This is a genomic window from Streptomyces sp. NPDC057287 (assembly GCF_042667905.1).
GTDB lineage: Bacteria > Actinomycetota > Actinomycetes > Streptomycetales > Streptomycetaceae > Streptomyces.
In genome coordinates this window covers 1-19814 of the sequence record NZ_JBHUYV010000028.1, presented here as the reverse complement: position 1 = coordinate 19814, position 19814 = coordinate 1, and the positions used below count along the sequence as shown (strand labels likewise).

Genomic DNA, 19814 nt, shown 5'->3' with positions numbered 1-19814 from the left:
GGTGCGCTCCGCGACCGGACTCGCGCTCGCCCAGCCCTCGGCGAGGAAGGCGGGTACCGGTGCCTCAGCCGTCGTGCCGTTGCCATCGGTCACCGGCGCCGGGCGCGGACCTCACGGCGACGTTGCCCCGGTAGAAGGCGAGCGCCGCCCGGTCGGTCTGGCGCAGCTCGTAGCGCGGACGGCTCCGGCAGCGTGAGCCAGCGTCACACCGTCCGCTCCGACACTCAAGGCTCTCCGCGATGTGCGCGTGCGCCGCGGTCAACGCCTCGTCCTCGCCTAGCCGAGACAGCCGTTCGACGGCCGCCCGGCTCTTCTGCGCCGACACCCTCCCATGGTGGTGAGACAGCTCCGTAGAGAACGTCTGCCGCGCGGCCTGCAGTAAGCGTCGTCACCGTTGACGTCGAGTGCAAGGGCGATCCTTTAGCGCGGCCACGCTCGCGTCAGGGTGTCGCGAAGCTCCGCTACGGTCGCGGGTCCCAGCCGGCTGCCGAGCTCCTCTTCCAGGTCACGAAGAATTCCCAGGGCGACGTCACGGCGTCGGCGACCGGCGTCGGTCAGCTCGATGAGGATGCTGCGCGGGAACCCGGGCCCCGGCGTGCTGGTCAGGAGGCCTTCTTCGATGAGCTGCGTGACGGCGCGGTGCATCGTCTGGCGGGTGACGCTGGCACGGCGGGCCAGCTCGGCGATGCTCAGGGGCGTGTCGTGGCCCAGGTGTGCGAGCACGGTCGTGTGCGCCGGCGTCACGGGGGCCACTTCCGCGGCCTCCAGGCGCGAGGTGAGCTCGTCGGAGAACCATCGGACACCTCGTTGCAGGAGCGCGGGCAGCGGCAGATATGCGTCCGGGCCGGCCTCAGTCGTCATGGTTGACAGGTCTCCTTGCTCGTGGGGTACCGTCCCTGTGTCAGCAAAGCTTACGCAGGGAGGGTGGTTGCATGACAGGCTATGACGTGGACGTCCTCGTGGCGGGGGCCGGGCCGGTCGGACTGATGGCGGCATCACGGCTGGCACGGTCGGGGGTGTCGGTTCGCCTGGTGGATGCCGCGACGGGTCCGGCGACCACCAGCCGCGCGCTGGGTTCCCACGCCCGGAGCCTGGAGATCTACGACCAGCTCGGGATTCTCGGCGAGATTGCGCCACACGGAACGAGGGTCAACGGGTTCATCCGGCATCAGGCCGACCACGCATTCCGGGTGGACTACGACTTCGCCGGCCTGCCCACGCGCTTCCCGTACATGTTCAACGTCGACCAAGTGATCATCGAGCGTGTCCTGCGCGGGCATGCCGCGGCGGCAGGGGTCGCGGTGGAGTGGAAAACCCGGCTGGAGTCGTTCCGGCACGACGACGACGCTGTCACGGCCGTGCTGCGCAGCTGCGACGGTGCCGGAACGGCCGAGGAGAGCGTGCGCGCACGGTATTTGTGGGGCTGTGATGGCGGGCACTCAACCGTACGCAAGACCCTCCAGCTCCCGTTGGTGGGCGAATCCGCCCACAGGTGGCTGATCGCCGATGCGATCGTGCACACCGATGTGGACATCGACGGCCTGCACTGGCTGTTCCCCCCGGGCGGCGCGCTCATGCTGTTCCCGTTTCCGGAACCGGGCAAGTGGCGGCTGCTGGACACCTCCGGCGAAGGAGATGCCGAGCAACCCGAGCAGATCGCCCGGCAGTTCAGCGCCAAGTTGTCGCAGGCTCTGGGGCGCGAGACCGTCGTGGACAGTCCCAGCTGGACGTCGAAGTTCACCATCCAGCAGCGCGCGGTCCCCGCGATGCACGTCGGACGGTGCTTCGTGTCGGGAGACGCCGCTCACGTCCACTCCCCGGCGTCCGGACAGGGCCTCAACACCGGCATCCAGGACGCGTACAACCTGGCATGGAAGCTGGCCATGGTCCTTCACGGCCACGCCGACCCCACGCTGCTCGACACCTACGACGCCGAGCGCGTGCCCATCGGCCAGGCCCTGCTCGCCTCCACCGGCGAGGTCATGAACACGGCCATGGTCGACGCCACCACCGGGGACGCCGGGGATCCCCGGGAGATCGATCGCGGCTTCATGCGCCGGCTCATCCGCAACATGTCGGGGCTGGCCATCGCCTACCCCGACAGCCCGCTGACGGTGCCCGGCGACGAACCGGGTGAGGGTCCGCGACCCGGCGAGCGACTCACGCAACTCTCAGCCGCCGACGCCCAGTCACCCGGCTGGACAATCCTGCGGGCGAAGCTCAGGTCGCCCGCCTGGCACCTGCTCGTCTTCCCCGGGAGCGAGGACACCACCGAGCAGGACCGCCTCACCGCCGAGACCGGATCGCTGCCTGCCTGGGTGAACACCGTGACAGTCAGCCGCGAGCGCCCGGCCAACGACCACGGCGTGTGGGACCCCGACGGCCGGGTCCACGACACACTGGCCGCGACCGACACGGACTGGATCCTCGTGCGCCCCGACGGCTACCTCAGCGCCCGTGGCACCGGAGGCACCAGTCTCCGCACCGCCCTGAACCGCATGACGAGCCTCCACGCGCCGGAGCCGGCACGCGCATGACCAACGGATACCGCCCTCCGAGTTGCAGGGAGCACGCAGGACGGGTGAATGCGGAGGGGCTTTGCTACGGCACGAAGCTGCGGCGAAGCCCCAGGACACGAGGAAAGGGATTCGGATGACCGAGAACGGCCTGCCCCTCAACTGGGGACGCTGGGGTGACGCCGACGAGATCGGTGCGCTCAACCTGATCGACGACGCGGCACGCTCACGCGCCGCGGACGAAGTGCACGACGCGACCTCAGTGAGCCTCGCGCGTCCCACCGCCCCCATACCGCTCACCACTGGCCTCTCGCCCGTCGGGAGTCCCGCCACGATGCCCGCGCCCGTCATGCAAGTCGTGAACTTCAATGGAGCCCGGCCCATGGCCCTCACGGACTCCCTGCTCATCAATACGCACAACGCCGGACTGACGCACTTCGACGCGCTCTCCCACATCCCTGTCGGCGACAAGGTCTATCCCGGCGTCCCGCTGCAAGACGCCATCACACCAACCGGGGTACGCCACGCCTCCGCCGACCACGTCGCCGGGGGCATCGTCACGCGGGGCATCCTTCTGGACCTGGCCCCCGACGGCGGCAGTCTCGACGCGGACCACCGTGTCAGCGGAGCAGATCTCGACGCGGCGCTCGACCGGGCAGGTACGTCGGTGCACCCGGGCGACGCGATCGTCGTCCGCGGTGGCTGGGACGTCAACCAGCCCATGGACCAGCCCGTCCCCGGGCTGGACCTCAGCGCCGTCGACTGGCTGGACGAGCACGGTGCGGCCCTCTACATCGGCGACATCAGCGACGCCCGCCCACCCAGCTTTCCGATGCCGATGCACCAGGTCGCACTGGCACGGCTCGGGCTGCCGCTGGTGGACGCCGCTGACCTCGCCGACCTCGCCGACAGGTGTGCCTTGCTGCAGCGGTGGAGCTTCATGCTCGTTCTCGCGCCGCCGCGCATCACGGGCGCCACGGGGCTCGCGGTCAATCCGCTCGCGATCTTCTGATCGCGAACCGAGCTGGCACCACCCGGACGTCCGGCAGAGGCGGACGATACACGAACAGTTGAAGCCGATCGCCGGACATAGGCAGTGACCTGAGGACCAACTACCCGGCAGACCTGCGGTCGTCGTCGTTCCTATGGCCCGGGCCGCCCTCCGCGATCGCCTGGAGGGCGGGTCCGTAGTGGCGGGCCACCGTCTCGGCGTCGGCCGAGGCCAGGGGTTCGAGGACCAGGAGGTAACGCATCAGAGCGAGACCGACGAGCTGGGTGGCAATGAGACTCGCACGCAGGTCCGCGTCCTCACCGGTGATCACGTCGCTCAACGCGTCCGCCAGGATGGACGTCGCCGTGTCCCGCAGCTGAGCGGCGGCGGCCCGGTGGATGGCCGCGGAACGCACCATGGTCATCAGCGCCGGCCGGGCCGACACGTCGTCCCACACGGACATGTGAGCGCGAACCATCCTCGCTCCGACGCCCTCGACACCGCCGCGGGCCGCGGAGGCGATCGCCTCCCGCATCATCCCCGGAAGCTCCAGCGCCTGGATGAACAGGTTCTCCTTCGTGCCGTAGAAGTGGTGCACGAGCGCCTGGTCCACCCCCGCCGTCTCCGCGATGCGCCGCAGGCTCGTGGCGTCGAAGCCGCGATCGGCGAAACACGTACGGGCTGCGGTCAGGATCGCCTCCCTCGTCCGGGTCTCACCGGGCCGACGCCCCCCCGCGTGCTTCTCCGCACCCGCCCTTCCGCCCGTCCCGGCGCCGACATTGCCTCGCTCGCGTAGTTCACCCATGGCCCCATCATGCCGTCCCCAGAACTCACTACCTAATGAACTCATTGCTTGCTGAGTTGTATAGTGGAAATAGATGGTCGGACCGCACCCCCCCCCGCATATCGGCCTTGTCCGCGCGCCCGTCAAGGACGTGAGCTTGGGATCTTCCGTTCGAACCTTCTGGCCATCGGGCCGGCCTACTCCTTTCCGGCGCAATACATTCGACTAGAAACGGTTGCCATGCCTTCGGATACCCTCCAGTCCTCCCCGCCTCCCGAAACGGGCACGGCCACCCATGCTGCGCCGGCCCCGGAGGGCCGCAAGCGTTTCGTGCGGCTCACTGCCGTCGTCATCGGCTTGACCGCCGCGATTACGCTGATGCTGTGCGCTTTCGGGCTGCCCTCCGCGAACGGCGGCCCCCACCAGGTTCCCGTGGGTATGACCGGGCCACAGTCCGCCGTCGACTCGCTCGAGGCCCAGCTTCCCGACGACGAGTGGGATGTCACCGCCTACCCCGACACCCGGGCCCTGACCCGCGCTGTCCAGGACCGGGACGCGCTCGGCGGCTTCTCCATGGAGGCCGACGGCGTCACCGTCTACACGGCGGCCGCCGGCGGCCAGCAGGCCACCGGCGCCATCACCGCGCTGGGTGACTCCCTGGCGGAACGGCAAAGCGTGCCGGTCAACGTCCACGAGGTGGTTCCTTTTCCCGACGACGACCCCAAGGGGACGGGACTCGCCTCAGCGGCACTGCCGATGATCTTCGGTGGCATCCTGCCCGCCGTCGTCCTGCTCCAGCTCTTCCCCGGCCACGCGGGTCTGCGCCTGAGGCTCGCAGGGGTGATCGCCTTCGCCCTGGCCGCCGGGGCGGCCGTGACCGCCGTGCTCCAGTTCGGCATCGGCACCCTGGACGGCAACTTCTGGCTCACGAGCCTCGGCATGGGCCTGGGAATGGCGGCGCTCGCCATACCGTTCCTCGGCCTCGAGTCGCTCTTCGGCTACGCCGGATTCGGCGCGGGCTCCGTGGTGATGATGTTCCTCGGCAACCCGCTCTCCGGCCTGGGCACCGGCCCGTACTGGCTGCCCGACGGCTGGTCCACGCTGGGCCAACTCCTTCCCCCCGGCGCCTCGGGCAGCCTGCTGCGCTCCAACGCCTTCTTCGACGGCACCGGCGCGGGCGGACCGCTCCTCGTCCTGGCCCTGTGGGCGCTCGCCGGACTGGCACTCATGGTGATCGCCGACCGGCGGCGCGGGAAGCGGGCGGCCGCATAGCCGCCGACCGACAGCCGCTCGTGGGCAAGGCCGGAAGCCCGAACCGTCGCCCCGGCGCGAGGGCGCCCCCGCGACCAGGTCCACCGGGACATGCTCGCCCACTCGGCCAACAGGCGTTGAGGTGCGCGTGCAGACGATGTCATACGGCGGCGACAGCGAGTACAACCGCGGCGAGCAGGACCAGGCCGCACGCCGAACCGGGCTGGGAGGGCTCGGACCGATTCCCACCCTGGGGCGGAACGTGCCGGCCCCGCTCCAAGACCCCGATGCCCCTGAGCAGGAGCGGACCCTCGCCCACGACGCTGCCGCGCTCGCCCTCAAGCGAACCCTCGAGGCGACCGCCGCCGACGTACTGGAAATCGGACTGTTCGGGTTCGGGGCCGTGATCGAGCCGAAGGCCGCCGCGAGCGTCCTTGCCGCCTCCCCGATGAGCGACGGAGAACCGCAGCGCTGAACTATGACGACCGCCGAGCCCTCGCGGGCTGTCCCCCTGCCGCCGGGCCGGACGGCCATGGCTGGGCTCCGCCGGTCCGGCAGCAGCACCCCGCTAGGCTGCCCGGCCGGTCGAGGGCATCGTGGCGGCATCGACTGAGGCGTGCGTGCCCATGCCCCCCGGGGCGGCGCGCGGGTTGACGCATCGAGGCGCGGGACACCTCTGCGGATGTCACGCCGGCGGGGCGTACCAGCCCAGGGACTCCTGGAACTCAGGCGGGAAGGCGCAGCAAGTCGATCGAGACGGACCACAGTTCCCGGGCCGCTTCGGGGTCGAGCGCCCACCGCTTGACGGCATGAGGGTTTTCCACAGGGTCCGCGCCATTGGGCACGGTATGCGCCTCTGAGGGCGCTTAGGCCGGGACGGCAGCGGTCGCCGGCTCGGTCTCGGCCGCGCCACGGGCAGAGAGGTAGCGCTCGGCGTCCAGGGCCGCGGCCGCGCCGGTGCCGGCGGCAGTGATGGCCTGGCGGTAGGTGTGGTCGACGACGTCGCCAGCGGCGAAGACACCAGGCAGGCTGGTACGCGTCGTCGGAGCGGCGACGGCGACGTAGCCCTCGGCGTCAAGGTCGAGCTGGCTGGTGAACAGCTCGGTGCGCGGGTCGTGGCCGATCGCGATGAACAGCCCCGTCACGTCCAGATCGCGGGTGGCGCCGGTGAAGACGTCACGCAGGACAACGCCGGACAGCATGCCGCCGCTCTCCTTGATCTCAGCGATCTCGCTGTCGAAGGCGAAGGAGACCTTGTCGTCGGCGAACGCCCGGTCCTGCATGACCTTGGAGGCGCGCAGCGTGGAGCGGCGGTGGACGACGGTGACCGACTTCGCGAAGCGGGTGAGGAAGGTGCCTTCCTCCATGGCGGTGTCGCCGCCGCCGACCACAACGATGTCGCGCTCGCGGAAGAAGAATCCGTCACAGGTCGCACACCAGGACACCCCGCGCCCGGACAGCTCACTCTCGCCTCGCAGGCCGAGCTTGCGGTAGCCGGAGCCGGTCGCGATGATCACCGTTCGCGCGCGGTGCACGGCGCCCTCGGAGTCGGTGAGCAGCTTGATGTCGCCGGTCAGGTCGACGGACACGATGTCGTCGTCGATCATCTCGGCGCCGAACTTCTCGGCCTGGGCCCGCATGTTCTCCATCAGGACCGGGCCGTCGACGCCTTCGGGGAAGCCGGGGAAGTTCTCCACCTCGGTCGTTGTGGTGAGCGAGCCGCCGACAAAGATGGAGCTGCCGAACAGCAGCGGCTTCAGCTGGGCGCGGGCGGCGTAGAGGGCCGCGGTGTATCCGGCGGGACCGGAGCCGACGATGACGACCTCGTGTATCTCGCTCACGCCGTCTTCTCCGGGGCGATCTCAGCGATCAGACCCTCGATGAGGGTCTTGATCTCGTCGCGGATCGGACGCACGGCCTCGACGCCCTGACCGGCCGGGTCCTCGAGGGGCCAGTCGAGGTAGCGCTTGCCGGGGAAGACGGGGCAGGTGTCGCCGCAGCCCATCGTGATGCAGACATCGGACTCCTTGACCGCGTCGACGGTGAGGATCTTCGGGGTTTCGGCGGAGATGTCGATGCCGACCTCGGCCATGGCCTCGACGGCGGCCGGGTTCACGGAAGTGCCCGGGTTGGAGCCCGCGGAGCGGACCTCGACGCGGTCTCCGGCCAGGTGGGTCAGCCAGGCGGCGGCCATCTGCGAGCGGCCGGCGTTGTGGACGCAGACGAACAGGACGGAGGGCTTGTCGGACATCGTTCTTCCCTTGGTGAAGTGGTGAAGTGGATCAGCAGGCGGAAAGCGTCGGTCAGGCGCCCGGGAGGGCGGCCAGGAGGTCGGTGATGCGGGCGTCGATGTCGCCCAGGATGGTGCGTACGACGCCGATCGGGGCACCGTCGGGATCGGCGACCGACCAGTTGAGATAGTGCCGGCCGGGGACCACGGGGCAGGCGTCGCCGCAGCCCATCGTGATGACGTAGTCGGCGGCCTCGACGACCTCACTGGTCAGGGGCTTGGGGAGGCGTCCGTGACGGACAGACCCGCCTCCAGGAGCGCCTGGGCGACGTGCGGCTCGACCTCGGCGACCGGGTCGGTCCCGGCGGAGGAGACGATCACGCGCTCGCCCGCCCGGTGGGCCAGGAGGGCGGCGGCCATCTGCGAGCGGCCGGCGTTGTGCCCGCACACGAACAGCACGCGCACCGCGGCGCCGGTGCCCGGCGTCTGGGTGTGGGCGAGGGCGTCGAGGCGCTCTGCGGTCAGGCGCTCGGCCAGCACCACCAGGTGCGTACGGACCCGGGCATTCTCGGCGAGGAGCCGGTAGGAGTCGGTCAGCAGCTGCTGCACCGTATCCACGGAGAAGTGCCCCTGGTGGCGGGAGGCTAGGCGCGCGGCCCCGGCGCTGAGCCGCTCGTCGGGCCAGGCGGGAGGTGGTGAGACGGACATGGGAACCCTTTCGACGGGCCCAGCAAGTTCAGCTCGGACTGGTGTCAGTCCCGAATGATGTGACAGTATCAGTCCATGATGACGTCAGTCGACACTGATCTGATCCGGGTTCTGGCCGACCCGCTCAGGCTCAAGATCGTGACCCTGCTCGCCCGCGAGACCCTGTGCACCACGCACCTGGTCGAGGAGACCGGCGCCAAGCAGACCAACCTCTCCAACCACATGAAGGTCCTGCGCGAGGCCGGCGTGGTGGACACCGAGCCCTGCGGCCGGTTCATCTACTACAAGCTGCGCCCCGAGGTCCTGGCCGGACTGTCGGAGCAGTTCGCCGCGCTCGCCGACTCCGCCCGTACCGCTTCCGAGAACAAGAGGGCCTGCCCGTGACCTCCACCGAGCCCACCACCGCCCCCACCCAGGGCGCCGGCCCGGCCGGGGACGACTCGATCGTCAGGAAGCTCTCCACCCTGGACCGCTACCTCGCGGTGTGGATCCTGCTCGCCATGGCCGTCGGCCTGGGCCTGGGCCGCCTCATCCCGGGCATGAACGACGCGCTCGCGAAGATCGAGATCGGCGGGATCTCCCTGCCGATCGCGCTCGGCCTGCTGGTCATGATGTATCCGGTCCTCGCGAAGGTCCACTACGACCGGCTCGACCGCGTGACCAGCGACCGCAAGCTGCTGGTCTCCTCGCTGGTCATCAACTGGATCGTCGGCCCCGCCGTCATGTTCGCCCTCGCGTGGATCTTCCTGCCGGACCTTCCCGAGTACCGCACCGGCCTGATCATCGTCGGCCTCGCACGCTGCATCGCCATGGTCATCATCTGGAACGACCTCGCCTGCGGCGACCGGGAAGCCGCCGCCGTCCTCGTCGCCCTGAACTCCGTCTTCCAGGTCATCGCGTTCGGCCTGCTGGGCTGGTTCTACCTCGACCTGCTGCCGCGCTGGATGAACCTCGGCGACGGCCAGGGCCTGGACGTATCCGTCTGGCACATCGCGCTGAACGTCGTCATCTTCCTCGGCGTCCCGCTGCTGGCCGGCTTCCTCACCCGCCGCATCGGCGAGCAGAAGATGGGCCGCGACAACTACGAGGCGAAGTTCCTGCCCAAGATCGGCCCCTGGGCCCTGTACGGGCTGCTGTTCACGATCGTCATTCTCTTCGCCCTGCAGGGGAAGACGATCACCTCGCAGCCGCTGGATGTCGTGCGGATCGCGCTGCCGCTGCTGGTGTACTTCGCGATCATGTTCTTCGGGACCTTCCTCCTCGGCAAGGGCCTCGGCCTGGCCTACGACCGCACCACGACGCTGGCGTTCACTGCGGCGGGCAACAACTTCGAGCTGGCCATCGCGGTCGCCATCGCCACCTTCGGCGTCACCTCCGGCCAGGCACTGTCCGGTGTCGTCGGGCCGCTCATTGAGGTCCCGGTGCTGATCGGCCTGGTCTACGTCGCGCTCGCCTGGCGCAAGAGGTTCGCCGCCGATGCGGTGACGACGGCCCCGTGACGAACCGGGTCGACGTGGTGGTGGTCGGCGGCGGCCAGGCTGGGCTCGCCGCCGGCTACCACCTGCGCCGCCAGGGCCTGGACTTCACCGTCCTGGACGCCGATCCGGCGCCGGGCGGGTCCTGGCCGCACATGTGGGACTCATTGCATCTGTTCTCCCCGGCAGAGCACTCCTCGCTGCCTGGGCGGCTCATGCCCGCCCAGGTGGGCGAGATCTACCCGGATGCCGGGCACGTGGTGGACTACCTCGCCGACTACGAGAAGCGCTATGACCTGCCCGTCCAGCACGGCACCCGCGTGGATGCCGTACGCCGTGACGGCGATCTGCTCCTGGTCGAGGCGGACACCGGCACGTGGCGAGCCGGGGCGGTCATCAGCGCGACCGGCACCTGGTCGCGCCCCTTCCTCCCCGCCGTTCCCGGCCGCAGCACCTTCGCCGGTCGGCAGCTGCACACGGTGAACTACCGCTCACCGGCCGACTTCGCCGGGCAGCGGGTCGTCGTGGTCGGCGGGGGGAACTCCGGCGCCCAGGTCGCCGCCGACCTGGCCCTGGACGGCCAGGGCGAGGTGACGTGGGTGACTCAGCGCCCGCCGCGGTTCCTGGCCGACGACATCGACGGCCGCGCCCTGTTCGACGTGGCCACCGCCCGCCGCCGCGCCCTCGAAGAGGGCCGCAGCGACACCGGCGGGGTCGCCTCGCTCGGCGACATCGTCGCCGTACCGCCCGTCCGCGCAGCCCGCGACGCAGGGCTTCTCGTTGCGAAGCCGATGTTCGCCCGGCTCACCACCGACGGCGTCCGGTGGGCCGACGACAGCCATACGGTCGTGGACGCGGTCATCTGGTGCACCGGCTTCCGTCCGGCGCTCGCCCATCTCGCCCCGCTGAACCTGCGCAGCGCGCGCGGACACATCCCCACCGACGGCACGCGCGCGCTCGGCGAGCCGCGGCTGCACCTGCTCGGCTACGGCGACTGGACCGGCCCGGCGTCAGCCACTCTCATCGGTGTCGGCCGCCCGGCCCGTGACGCCGCCCGCGCGATCGCACAGCTCCTCTGACGGTCATCTGACGGCTGGGCTACGGCGCTCGATGAGGACGACGTCGCGCCAGATGCCGTGATGGCATCCGATCCGCTCCCGGGTCCCGATGACACGGAAGCCAGCGCGCTGATGCACGGCGAGGCTGGAGGTGTTCTCGGGGAAGATCCCGGACTGGATGGTCCAGATCCCGGCCTGCTCGGTGGAATCGACCAGGGCCTTCAGCAAGGTGGAGGCGACGCCGCGACCGCGTGCGGCGGGGTGGACGTAGACGGAGTGCTCGACCACGCCCGCGTACGCACCCCGGTCCGAGACCCTGCTCGCGGCGACCCAGCCCAGCACCGCCCCGTTCTCGTGGAGAGCGGCGAAGCGGTGCTCGGGCAGCTTCGCGGCGTCGAACGTCTCCCACGATGGTGGGCTGGTCTCGAAGGTGGCGTTGCCTTCGTCGATGCCCGCCTGGTAGATGGCCAGCACCTGCTCGGCGTGCTCCGCCGTCAGCGGCACGATCACCCCACTCAGCGCCCCGCTCACTGCTTCCCCCTCTGTCCTGTTCGGTCGTCAGGCCGCGGCCGGCATGGCCAGCAGCTTGCCCATCGCGGCGAGCACCGACGGCTCGACCCGGTAGTACACCCACGTGCCGCGCCGCTCGGAGGTGAGCAGCCCAGCCTCCTTCAGCTTCTTCAGGTGGTGGGACACGGTGGGCTGGGAGACGCCGACATCGGAGATGTCGCACACGCATGCCTCCCCGCCCTCGTGCGAGGCCACCGCGGAGAACAGCCGCAGACGCACCGGGTCACCGAGCGCCTTGAACATCCGCGAGGCCGTCTCGGCCTCCTCGGCGGTCATCGGGCGCTCGGTCAGCGGCGGGCAGCACGGCGCCACACCCTGGCCGCCGGCGGGCTCGAGCAGCGGCAGCACCTTCGTATTCGACATACATCTATGTTGACACACGTCGAACCAGTGCGGGGAGGGTCATCACCTGCGCGCGAGGTGGGCGGCCAGGCGCCGGGCGATCCGCTCAGCGTCCCGGCCCACCCCGCGCAGCGAATTCGACGACGGACTGCGCTGCCACTCCAGCCCGACGAACGCCAGCCCCGACACCCCGGTGGCAAGGCCCTCGCGATGTCGGGGGTTCCTGCCGGCGTCCAGGGCGCCGTCGAGAGAGGCGAGGTAGGGCAGGTCAGGGCGGTAGCCGGTAGCGAGCACGATCGTGTCGACCTCCTCCCGCTCTCCGTCCGGCCAGATGAGCTTGGCCGCGTCGGCGCCGGTGAACAGCGGTCGCCGGTCGGGTTGCCCGGCGGCGAGGGCCGCGCGGTAGCGGCCGTTGTCGAGGACTGGCTGTGCCGGCGGGCGCGGCAGGAGCCGGCCGAGGGGTGCGGTGTCCAGGCCGGTGCGAGCGGTCCAGAAGTGCAGGTCGCGGCCGAGGATGCGCTGGGTCGCGAACTTCACCGGTGCGCGGGTGGCGAGCGTGATGCGGGCGGACCTGGCGAGCTCGGTGGCGATCTGCACCGCGGAGTTGCCGGCCCCGACTACGGCCACCCGGTGTCCGGTGAACGGGGCCGGGCTGCGGTAGTCGGCGGCGTGCAGCACCTGGCCGGTGAACTCCTGAAGGCCCGCCAGTGCTGGCCGGTGCGGTCGGCCGAAGGTGCCGGAGGCGGCGACGACGGCGCGTGCCGTGAGCCGGCCGCCGCCTTCGAGGACGACCTCGAATGCGGATCCGTCTCGTCGTACGGAGGTGACGCGCCGGCCGGTGCGGATGTCGGCGTCCAGGCGGGCGGCGTAGGCGGTGAGGTAGGCGACGACCTCGTCGCGGTGCGGGTAGCGGTCGCGGTCGGCGCCGGGGAATGGCATTCCGGGCAGGGAGCTGTGCCGGGCGGGCGAGAACAGCGTGAGGCTGTCGTAGTAGCGCGGCCACGATCCGGCCGTACGGCCGGATGCCTCCAACACCACGGGCCGCAGCCCGTGGCGAAGCAAAGTGTGAGCGGTGGCGAGTCCGGACTGGCCGCCGCCGATCACGGCGACGTCGATGTGCTCCATCAGCGGGACCCCCTGGTTTCGATGAATGTCTATGTTGACGCTCATCAATACAGGTGCCATGCTGGGTCGCGCAAGCCATCGACAGATGTCGAAACAAGCAAGGAGTCGCCGTGAACGCGCCCGCCACCACCGAGCTGCCCGTCGTCGTGATCGGTGCCGGACCCGCCGGTCTGGCCGCCGCCGCCCACCTGCTCGACCAGGGCATCGAACCCCTGGTCCTGGAAGCCGGCAATACTGCTGGCGCCGCAGTACGGGAATGGGCGCACGTGCGCCTGTTCTCGACCTGGGGCGAGGTCGTCGACCCGGCCGCCGAAAAGCTCCTGGCCCCTACCGGCTGGACACGGCCCGACCCGGCCACCTACCCCTCCGGCGGCGACTGGGCCGACCTCTACCTGCAGCCGCTCGCCGACGCCCTCGGCGACCGCGTCCGCACCGGCGCGAGGGTCACCGGCGTCTCGCGCACCGGCCGCGACCGCATCGTGGACGCCGACCGCGAGCAGCAGCCGTTCGTCGTGCACCTCGCCCACACCGACGGCCGTGAGGAGCGCGTCTTCGCCCGCGCCGTCATCGACGCCTCCGGCACCTGGACCACACCCAGCCCGGCCGGAGGCAGCGGACTGCCCGCCCTCGGCGAGAAGTCCGCCGGGGACCGGATCACCTACCGTGTCCCGGACCTGAAGGACCCGGCCGTTCGCGCCCGGTACGCCGGCAAGCGCACGGCCGTGATCGGCTCCGGCGCCTCCGCCTTCACCGCGCTCGCCTACCTCGCCGACCTCGCCAAGGCCGATGACGGTGCGGGGACGAAGGGCGTGTGGATCCTGCGCCGGGGCATCTCGGGATCGACCTTCGGCGGCGGAGAAGCCGACCAGCTGCCGGCGCGTGGCGCCCTGGGTCTGGCGGCGAAGGCCGCCGTCGACGAGGGCCACGCGGACGCGGTCACCGGCTTCCGCACCGAAGGGATCGAGCGCGACGGTGACGGCCGCCTGGTCCTGGTCGGCGAGGACGGGCGCCGCCTGGACGCGGTCGACGAGCTGATCGTGCTGACCGGCTTCCGCCCCGACCTGTCCTTCCTCAACGAGCTGCGACTGGGCCTCGACGAGCGCCTCCAGGCACCGGTGGAGCTGGCGCCGCTGATCGACCCCAACCAGCACTCGTGCGGCTCCGTCTACCCGCACGGCCACCGCGAGCTCTCCCACCCGGAGGCGGGGGTGTACCTGGTCGGGATGAAGTCCTACGGCCGTGCCCCGACCTTCCTGGCGATGACCGGCTACGAGCAGGTCCGCTCCGTCGCCGCTGCGATCGCCGGCGACATCGAGTCCGCCGACCGCGTGGAACTCACCCTCCCCGAGACCGGAGTCTGCGGCGGCGCCGGCCTGTTCGACGCCCCCGACGCTCAAGAAGCCGACGGCGGCGGCTGCTGCGCGCCCGCGCCGCAGCTCGTCCAGCTCGGTGTCCCCGCCGCGGTCGGGGCGGCTGCCGAGCAGGCCCCGGCGGGCGGTTGCTGCGGCTCGTGACCGACCTGGGCACCCCCACACGCGGGGCCGCGACCGGAACAGGGGACCGGTCGCGGCCCCGCGCCGCCCTGCCCGCACTCTGCGCCACGCAAATCGTGAGCTGGGGCATCGTCTACTACGCCTTCCCCGTCCTCAACCCCCAGATCACCGCCGCGACAGGATGGCCGGCCGGAGCGACCACCGCGGCGTTCTCGCTCGGCCTCGTCGTCTCCGCCCTCGCCGGGATCCGCGTCTGGAGCATCATCGACCGGCGCGGTCCGCGCACCGTCATGACCGTCGGCTCTGTGCTGGGCGTGCTCAGTCTGCTGATCGTGGCGGCGGCCCCGAACGTCCCCGTTTTTATCGCCGGTTGGGCGCTGGCCGGGCTCGCGATGTCCGCCACCTTCTACCAGCCCGCGTTCGCCGCCCTTACCCGCTGGTGGGGCCCCGACCACGTGCGGGCCCTGACGGTCGTCACCCTCGCCGGTGGGCTCGCGTCCACCGTCTGCGCACCCCTGACCGCGGCCCTCGCCGACCACCTGTCCTGGCGCCACACCTACCTCGTGCTCGCCGGTATCCTCGCCGCCGTCACCATCCCCGCCCAGGCCCTGGCCCTGCGCGCACCCTGGCCCGACGCCCCAACCAGTCCTGCACACAAGGTCCTTGGCGCTGGCCAGGTTGGGCGCAGCCGGCCGTTCGTGCTGCTCGCCGCCGCCTTCACCCTGTCGGGTTTCGCGATGTACGCCGTCGTCGTCGCCCTCGTCCCGCTGAGTGCTGTTCGTATGAGTCATGGGCGCGGACCGTACAGACCGCCGCGGCTACCGTCGCGGGCTGTACAGGACTTCTGGAACCGACCCATCGCGCGCGAGATACACGATCATCACGTGGCTTACGTCTCGGGCTCGCCAGCGTCGGGGAGGAAGAAGCCACCCGCCCCCGCTCGCCTCAGGAACCGCCGTGGTCCGGCCTGCGGCGAAGTCGCTGACGGGGCTCGCCAACAGAAGTGCATGCTTACCGAGGGACCCGCCTCCCAGAGGCAGGTCCCTCGACCATTCTTGGCCCCGAAGATTCGGCACAGCTCCCGTGGGTCGCTATACAGAGACTCGCCTGCCTCAAGGGCCGCCACTTTGACTGCTCGGCCCCGCCACCTACGGCGCTCAGCAACAGATGTGAATGAGCCAGAAAATTGGCCCGCAGAGTGGCCCGTGGATCAGCCGTCTGGGCGGCCGACCTGCGCTAGCGCGGCGCCGTCTGCCGGCTGTCCCGTGTCCGCAGCTTGGTGTCTCGCGGCGAAGGTCTTGAGGTAGTGGTCGACGACGCCGTTCAGGCCGAGTCTGCGAAGCTAGGGCTACCGTTCGCTGAGCGCCCCCAGGGATTCCGGCGCCTGTCCAGGCAGTTCGGCAGCTGCCTGGACGAGCTCGGCCGACGAGGCCGGATCGTTTACGGGGAGGTCGGCTCCGCCGCAGTGGTTGAGGGGGCTGCCGATCGGCAGGCCAAGGAGATTGCCACCGCCTCCTCCGGTACCGCGAGTGGTGCTGCCCGACGCCTGAGCGCCGGTGTGCAGATTGGCGCAGTCGGTCCCGAAAGCCGGGGAGAGGAAGTCACCAACGCCGCCAGCAACGGCGGAATCAGCAGCGAGGACGCTACCGGCCACGGCGGTAGCGATGAGAGTGGTGGCAGTCAGTGCTCGGCAGTACGTCATGCCCACTCAACGAAGCACCACACGCCCGGTCACGAACATCGACATTCCGGCGATCCGGCTACTCCTGCACGTCCCCCAACTCAACCACTCAGTCCCGCCAACTACCGCGCTCATCCCAAGCGCACCCCCACCTTGCTACAGAGAGCTACTTGTCACTTCGCGGCAGCTTCGGGAGGACAGGGCCTACGCGGGCGCGCGCGATAAGACCCGTGAGACCCGGCCTCTCGTCAGGGGGCGGGAGGCGAGTAGGTGATGCCGACGTCGCCGGCGGACGTCGCGGCGAGGGCCACCACCCGCCAAATCACTGCCGGGACGTCGCCCCGGGGCCCGTCGCAGGCGTCGTTGAGGAGATCCACGACCAGCGACACCGACGCGCCGTCCGGGCCGTGCGCCGAGAACTTGATCTGCTGCGCCGTCCAGGGCTGCCCTTTCGGCGCCGCGAACTCCACCAGCGCGCGATAGGCCACGAGGTCCGTGCCCTCCCGAGTGAGGACGAGCGTGCCCGCCTGGAGATCGAGGCCGACGTCGACTTGGGTGTCCTCCTGCGTCACGACGGGTTCGCCGGCGGCGCTCAGCTCCATGCTGCTCTCCAAGGGGCAGGCGGAATCGTGTGCCGAGCATCGCAGCCGCCCGGCGTCCGGGGGCGACAGTTGGTCAGCACGCCAGCAAGCGGACGTGCTGACCTGCTGGCGTGCTGGCACGCTCGTGATCCATTCCGATTGGGAGGCGGAAACGGTCCACTAGGCCCCCGCACGCCGATCCATGGGGGAGAGGGGGGCTGCTCGGGCACGTCGCATGCCAGTCCAATCAGTGCATTCCGCAGTTTCGCCTCCCGGCTCCGCCCCTCCTGCGGTGGGAGGCAGGTCGCGTCTTCAGCCACCGACCCCCGGCCCCGCGGAACTGCCGCTGCCGCCCCGTGACGCGCGCCACCACCGGCTCATCGAAGAGTGCGCCCTGGATTGCGACCGGCCGCTGCAGCCCGCTCATCGTTCTCCCCTCGTCACGACGAGGCTGTCGGATGACAGCAGTCCGCCCTCAAGATCGGCCCTCAGTACGCCGGACCACAGCAGGTGAAAGAGGACTGGTAGCACCAGCAGCGGGGCGCCGGCCCCGCCGCCCCCGGATGCAGCGGGGCCGGCGCCGCGAACACCCGCAGCAGGCGCTTTCGTGTGCTCAGCGGTGCGTCACTCGCGTTTCAGAATTCGAACAGACGTAGCATTGGGTTGTGTCTGCCTTCGACTTCCCCCAGGACCTCCTTGACGCCCAGGCCGCCGTCGACGCGGTGCGGGCCGAGCATGACCGGTTCGCTCAGCTTCTGCCGTGGTCGGCGGAGCCGATGCCGGGGTGGAAGTCGGACAAGCAGCTGCACAGCGACTACCTGTCGGAGAAGCAGGACAGCCCCGGGTACACGACCGAGGAGGCCGAGCGCCTTGCCGGTTACCGGGCACGGATCCTGGAGCTCACCACCCTCGTGATCACGCACCCCTATTGGGCGACGCTGTCCGGCCCGGACCGGGTGGCGGCCCGTACCGCACTCAAGCACGTCCACGACGCGGCCGGCCCCGGCGCGTAGCCATGCCCGACGACCTGCCGACCTCCGGCACCATCAGTGATCTGGAGAAGAGCCGGACCGGCTGCGCTGGCAGGTCGGGCAGGCCGAGGAGGTCGTAGTCGGTGAGGCGTCCGTTTTCGCTGCTCAGTTTCCGACAGGGAAGGTGAGGGTGTGGTCGGTGAGTTTGACGGTGGTGTCGTGTGTGCTGGTCCAGGAGCCGCCGGTTTTGACGGCGTCGGTGAGGGTCAGGGTGCAGGTGCCGGGCGTCAGGCCGGTGAGTGAGTACTCGCGGGTGAGGTCGAGGGGGTATGGGGGCCGGTGGCCCTTGATCCTGATCTTCTCCGTGCTGATGAGCTTCCCGTCGGGGACGGTCAGGGTCGGTGGGCCGGTCAGCGTCAGGGTTGCGGTGATCACCGGAGTGGTTTCGTCGGCCAGGCGCAGCCGCTCGTTGAGCCAGGCAACCGCGTCCCAGTACTTGAGGGTGGCGTGGAAGCGGGCGGTGGCCTTCTGGTGGGTGCCGTCCCAGTCGAGGTCGAGGGAGAGCTGTGAGGTCACCCTGCTCACATCGAACTCGTCACGCCGCTCGCCGCTGTGGAACGTCTTGTAGACCGGGTCGTTCGCCTTCTCTCCCGTGTTGATCCAGTCGGTCCTGCCGAGCCCTCCCCGCCCCCAGCGGTGCACGAAGTGGTCCTCGCCGAGCTTCATGCGGCGCACAGTGCCCTCCTGAGTGCCGGGTGCGTCCGTGGCGGTGCCGAGGTGGAGCATGGCGTCGGCGAAGTCATGGTCGGGAAGTTCCACGTCCGGGTCGACGTGCAGCTTGAACACGTCCTTGAACCGGGGCGTGAACCTCCAGTGCGCCGCGGCCGCCTGGCCGGACTTGACCATGACGCCTGTGAGGGCGCATCCGTCCTCGCTCTGTTCGGTCACCACGAACCGGGTGTGGGTTGTGAAGAAGTCCGCGGCGCCGCCCTTGTCCCGCCCCGAGGTGTAGACGAAGTCGGGGATCACGGCGCCGGCGAAGGCCCGCTCGTCCCGCGTGTTGAGGGAGTCGACGAAGTTCCGGACGGCGAGCTGCTCCAGATTCTCGGTATCGATCATGGAATCCACCGTTCCCGAGGAGACCCCGTCCTGCATACGTCTTTGCCTCCTCACCACTCATTCGGGGGCCCGCAGGCCGGGCCGCCCGGCCGAGACCAGGCAGCTTCGCGGGGCCTGTGGGGATCCTCGCCATCTGAAGTGCCGGCTCGCCGATTGGAGCGCTCAGTCGCCGTCTGCGGCGTTCAGTCACAGCGCGGAAGCGGACCGGGGCATCCGAGTGGCACCAAAAATCGAACATGCGATCTAATTAGTGGATGGAGTGCTTCCCCTTCCCCGACGACCTCGTACGAGCCCAGCAGGCATGGCACGACACCTACCGCGCACTCGCCGTCCCACGCCCGCGCCGCACCACCGAGCTGCGCCGCCGCCTGCTGGCCCTGTCCGTCCGGATCCACTGGCACCCGTTCTGGTCCACCCCGCCTGGCCGCACGCCGGCGGCCCGGGTGGAGCTCCGGCAGCAGACGGTGACAGGCAGCAGAGACAGGGCGCTGCGGTGAGCCGTGAGCGAACCGTTCCAGCGGTCGTTGCCCAAACGCATCCGGCTTCGAGACGCGGCCATGCCTGACGGCACGCCGCCCTCCAGCGTGATCAGTGATCTGGACAAGAACCGGGCCCTGCTGGACTGGCTGCATTGGCAGGTCGGGCAGACCGAGCGCCGCGTCCGGGAGCTGGAGATCCAGGAAGCCCAGGAGCGGGCCCGTCGTGAGCGGGCGCGGGCGGAGAGGGCGTGGAAGATCCAGCCGCAACGCTCCTCCTCAAATGCGCTGCTGCACCGGGGGGGGGGGGGGGGGGGGCCCCCCCCCCGGGGGGGGGGGGGGGGGGGCCCGCGGCCGTACGGGGTCAGGCCCTGGTCAGCGGACGGATCGCCGTCGGCGCGTGACCGGGCTCGGACGCCACGTCCTCGAACTCGTTGACGGAG

Annotated in this window: 21 protein-coding genes and 1 pseudogene; 11 read left to right on the top strand and 11 right to left on the bottom strand. The window is 70.4% G+C overall.

Annotated features, from left to right (window positions below):
- Positions 1-420 precede the first annotated feature (420 nt).
- Positions 421-861, bottom strand: a complete 441-nt coding sequence (locus ACFUNE_RS35540) for a MarR family winged helix-turn-helix transcriptional regulator (protein WP_383576748.1) — start codon at positions 859-861, stop codon at positions 421-423.
- A 71-nt stretch (positions 862-932) separates the two neighbouring features.
- Here ACFUNE_RS35540 and ACFUNE_RS35535 point away from each other — a divergent pair, with 71 nt between their 5' ends.
- Both ACFUNE_RS35535 and ACFUNE_RS35530 read left to right on the top strand, forming a co-directional pair.
- Positions 933-2537 carry an FAD-dependent monooxygenase gene (locus ACFUNE_RS35535; protein WP_383576746.1) on the top strand — a complete coding sequence of 535 codons (1605 nt, stop codon included), beginning with the start codon at positions 933-935 and terminating at the stop codon, positions 2535-2537.
- 115 nt (positions 2538-2652) lie between these two features.
- Positions 2653-3528, top strand: a complete 876-nt coding sequence (locus tag ACFUNE_RS35530; protein WP_383576744.1) for a cyclase family protein — start codon at positions 2653-2655, stop codon at positions 3526-3528.
- A 100-nt stretch (positions 3529-3628) separates the two neighbouring features.
- Here the strand turns inward: ACFUNE_RS35530 and ACFUNE_RS35525 are convergent, their stop codons facing one another.
- On the bottom strand, positions 3629-4312 hold the full coding sequence (locus tag ACFUNE_RS35525; RefSeq protein ID WP_383576742.1) for a TetR family transcriptional regulator: 684 nt from the start codon (positions 4310-4312) through the stop codon (positions 3629-3631).
- A gap of 417 nt (positions 4313-4729) precedes the next feature.
- Between ACFUNE_RS35525 and ACFUNE_RS35520 the strand changes: the two genes are divergently transcribed.
- Together ACFUNE_RS35520 and ACFUNE_RS35515 are read left to right on the top strand one after the other, a co-directional pair.
- A complete protein-coding gene (locus tag ACFUNE_RS35520; protein ID WP_383576740.1) occupies positions 4730-5563 on the top strand; it encodes a hypothetical protein in 834 nt (277 codons plus the stop codon).
- A gap of 127 nt (positions 5564-5690) precedes the next feature.
- Positions 5691-6017: a hypothetical protein gene (locus tag ACFUNE_RS35515; RefSeq protein WP_383576738.1), complete on the top strand. Its 327-nt coding sequence runs from the start codon at positions 5691-5693 to the stop codon at positions 6015-6017.
- Between the two features lie 391 nt (positions 6018-6408).
- On the opposite strand, the gene trxB is transcribed toward ACFUNE_RS35515, so the two are convergent.
- From trxB to ACFUNE_RS35495, 4 genes are read right to left on the bottom strand one after another with little or no spacing between them, the layout of a single operon-like run.
- Complete coding sequence (trxB, locus tag ACFUNE_RS35510; RefSeq protein WP_383576736.1) at positions 6409-7383, bottom strand: thioredoxin-disulfide reductase; 975 nt, start codon at positions 7381-7383, stop codon at positions 6409-6411.
- Entirely contained in the window at positions 7380-7793 is a 414-nt protein-coding gene (locus tag ACFUNE_RS35505) for an arsenate reductase ArsC (protein WP_383576734.1), read from the bottom strand. The genes trxB and ACFUNE_RS35505 overlap by 4 nt, the downstream gene beginning before the upstream one ends.
- 52 nt (positions 7794-7845) lie before the next feature.
- A complete protein-coding gene (locus ACFUNE_RS35500) occupies positions 7846-8004 on the bottom strand; it encodes a hypothetical protein (RefSeq protein WP_383576732.1) in 159 nt (52 codons plus the stop codon).
- 38 nt (positions 8005-8042) lie between these two features.
- A complete protein-coding gene (locus ACFUNE_RS35495; protein WP_383576730.1) occupies positions 8043-8480 on the bottom strand; it encodes a low molecular weight phosphatase family protein in 438 nt (145 codons plus the stop codon).
- A 75-nt stretch (positions 8481-8555) separates the two neighbouring features.
- Between ACFUNE_RS35495 and ACFUNE_RS35490 the strand changes: the two genes are divergently transcribed.
- Genes ACFUNE_RS35490 through ACFUNE_RS35480 form a run of 3 tightly spaced genes read left to right on the top strand, consistent with a single transcriptional unit; the run spans position 8556 to position 11034 of the window.
- On the top strand, positions 8556-8864 hold the full coding sequence (locus tag ACFUNE_RS35490; RefSeq protein ID WP_164181890.1) for a helix-turn-helix transcriptional regulator: 309 nt from the start codon (positions 8556-8558) through the stop codon (positions 8862-8864).
- Positions 8861-9979 (top strand): ACR3 family arsenite efflux transporter, encoded by a 1119-nt coding sequence (gene arsB, locus ACFUNE_RS35485; RefSeq protein ID WP_383576728.1) that lies wholly within the window; start codon positions 8861-8863, stop codon positions 9977-9979. Before ACFUNE_RS35490 ends, arsB begins: the two co-directional genes overlap by 4 nt.
- Positions 9976-11034 (top strand): ArsO family NAD(P)H-dependent flavin-containing monooxygenase, encoded by a 1059-nt coding sequence (locus ACFUNE_RS35480; protein ID WP_383576726.1) that lies wholly within the window; start codon positions 9976-9978, stop codon positions 11032-11034. The genes arsB and ACFUNE_RS35480 overlap by 4 nt, the downstream gene beginning before the upstream one ends.
- Positions 11035-11037: 3 nt before the next feature.
- Here the strand turns inward: ACFUNE_RS35480 and ACFUNE_RS35475 are convergent, their stop codons facing one another.
- The 3 genes from ACFUNE_RS35475 to ACFUNE_RS35465 are packed head-to-tail and all read right to left on the bottom strand — an operon-like array spanning position 11038 to position 13050.
- The gene (locus ACFUNE_RS35475) at positions 11038-11544 is read right to left on the bottom strand and encodes a GNAT family N-acetyltransferase (RefSeq protein WP_383576724.1); all 507 of its coding nucleotides are present in this window, start codon (positions 11542-11544) and stop codon (positions 11038-11040) included.
- 27 nt (positions 11545-11571) lie between these two features.
- A complete protein-coding gene (locus ACFUNE_RS35470) occupies positions 11572-11946 on the bottom strand; it encodes an ArsR/SmtB family transcription factor (RefSeq protein ID WP_383576722.1) in 375 nt (124 codons plus the stop codon).
- Between the two features lie 42 nt (positions 11947-11988).
- On the bottom strand, positions 11989-13050 hold the full coding sequence (locus tag ACFUNE_RS35465) for a flavin-containing monooxygenase (protein WP_383576842.1): 1062 nt from the start codon (positions 13048-13050) through the stop codon (positions 11989-11991).
- Between the two features lie 110 nt (positions 13051-13160).
- On the opposite strand from ACFUNE_RS35465, the gene ACFUNE_RS35460 reads away from it, so the two are divergent.
- Together ACFUNE_RS35460 and ACFUNE_RS35455 are read left to right on the top strand one after the other, a co-directional pair.
- Positions 13161-14564: an NAD(P)-binding domain-containing protein gene (locus ACFUNE_RS35460; protein WP_383576720.1), complete on the top strand. Its 1404-nt coding sequence runs from the start codon at positions 13161-13163 to the stop codon at positions 14562-14564.
- A pseudogene (locus ACFUNE_RS35455) lies at positions 14561-15313 on the top strand (MFS transporter); the annotation flags it as partial. The gene ACFUNE_RS35460 and the pseudogene ACFUNE_RS35455, both read left to right, overlap by 4 nt.
- 1159 nt (positions 15314-16472) lie before the next feature.
- Here ACFUNE_RS35455 and ACFUNE_RS35450 read toward each other — a convergent pair.
- Entirely contained in the window at positions 16473-16826 is a 354-nt protein-coding gene (locus ACFUNE_RS35450) for a hypothetical protein (protein WP_383576718.1), read from the bottom strand.
- Positions 16827-17470: 644 nt separating this feature from the next.
- Here ACFUNE_RS35450 and ACFUNE_RS35445 point away from each other — a divergent pair.
- A complete protein-coding gene (locus tag ACFUNE_RS35445) occupies positions 17471-17818 on the top strand; it encodes a hypothetical protein (RefSeq protein WP_383576716.1) in 348 nt (115 codons plus the stop codon).
- Positions 17819-17941: 123 nt separating this feature from the next.
- Here the strand turns inward: ACFUNE_RS35445 and ACFUNE_RS35440 are convergent, their stop codons facing one another.
- Positions 17942-18895, bottom strand: coding sequence for a hypothetical protein (locus tag ACFUNE_RS35440; protein WP_383576714.1), 954 nt, complete (start codon positions 18893-18895; stop codon positions 17942-17944).
- A 254-nt stretch (positions 18896-19149) separates the two neighbouring features.
- Here ACFUNE_RS35440 and ACFUNE_RS35435 point away from each other — a divergent pair, with 254 nt between their 5' ends.
- The gene (locus tag ACFUNE_RS35435) at positions 19150-19392 is read left to right on the top strand and encodes a hypothetical protein (RefSeq protein ID WP_383576712.1); all 243 of its coding nucleotides are present in this window, start codon (positions 19150-19152) and stop codon (positions 19390-19392) included.
- The last annotated feature ends 422 nt before the right edge of the window (positions 19393-19814 follow it).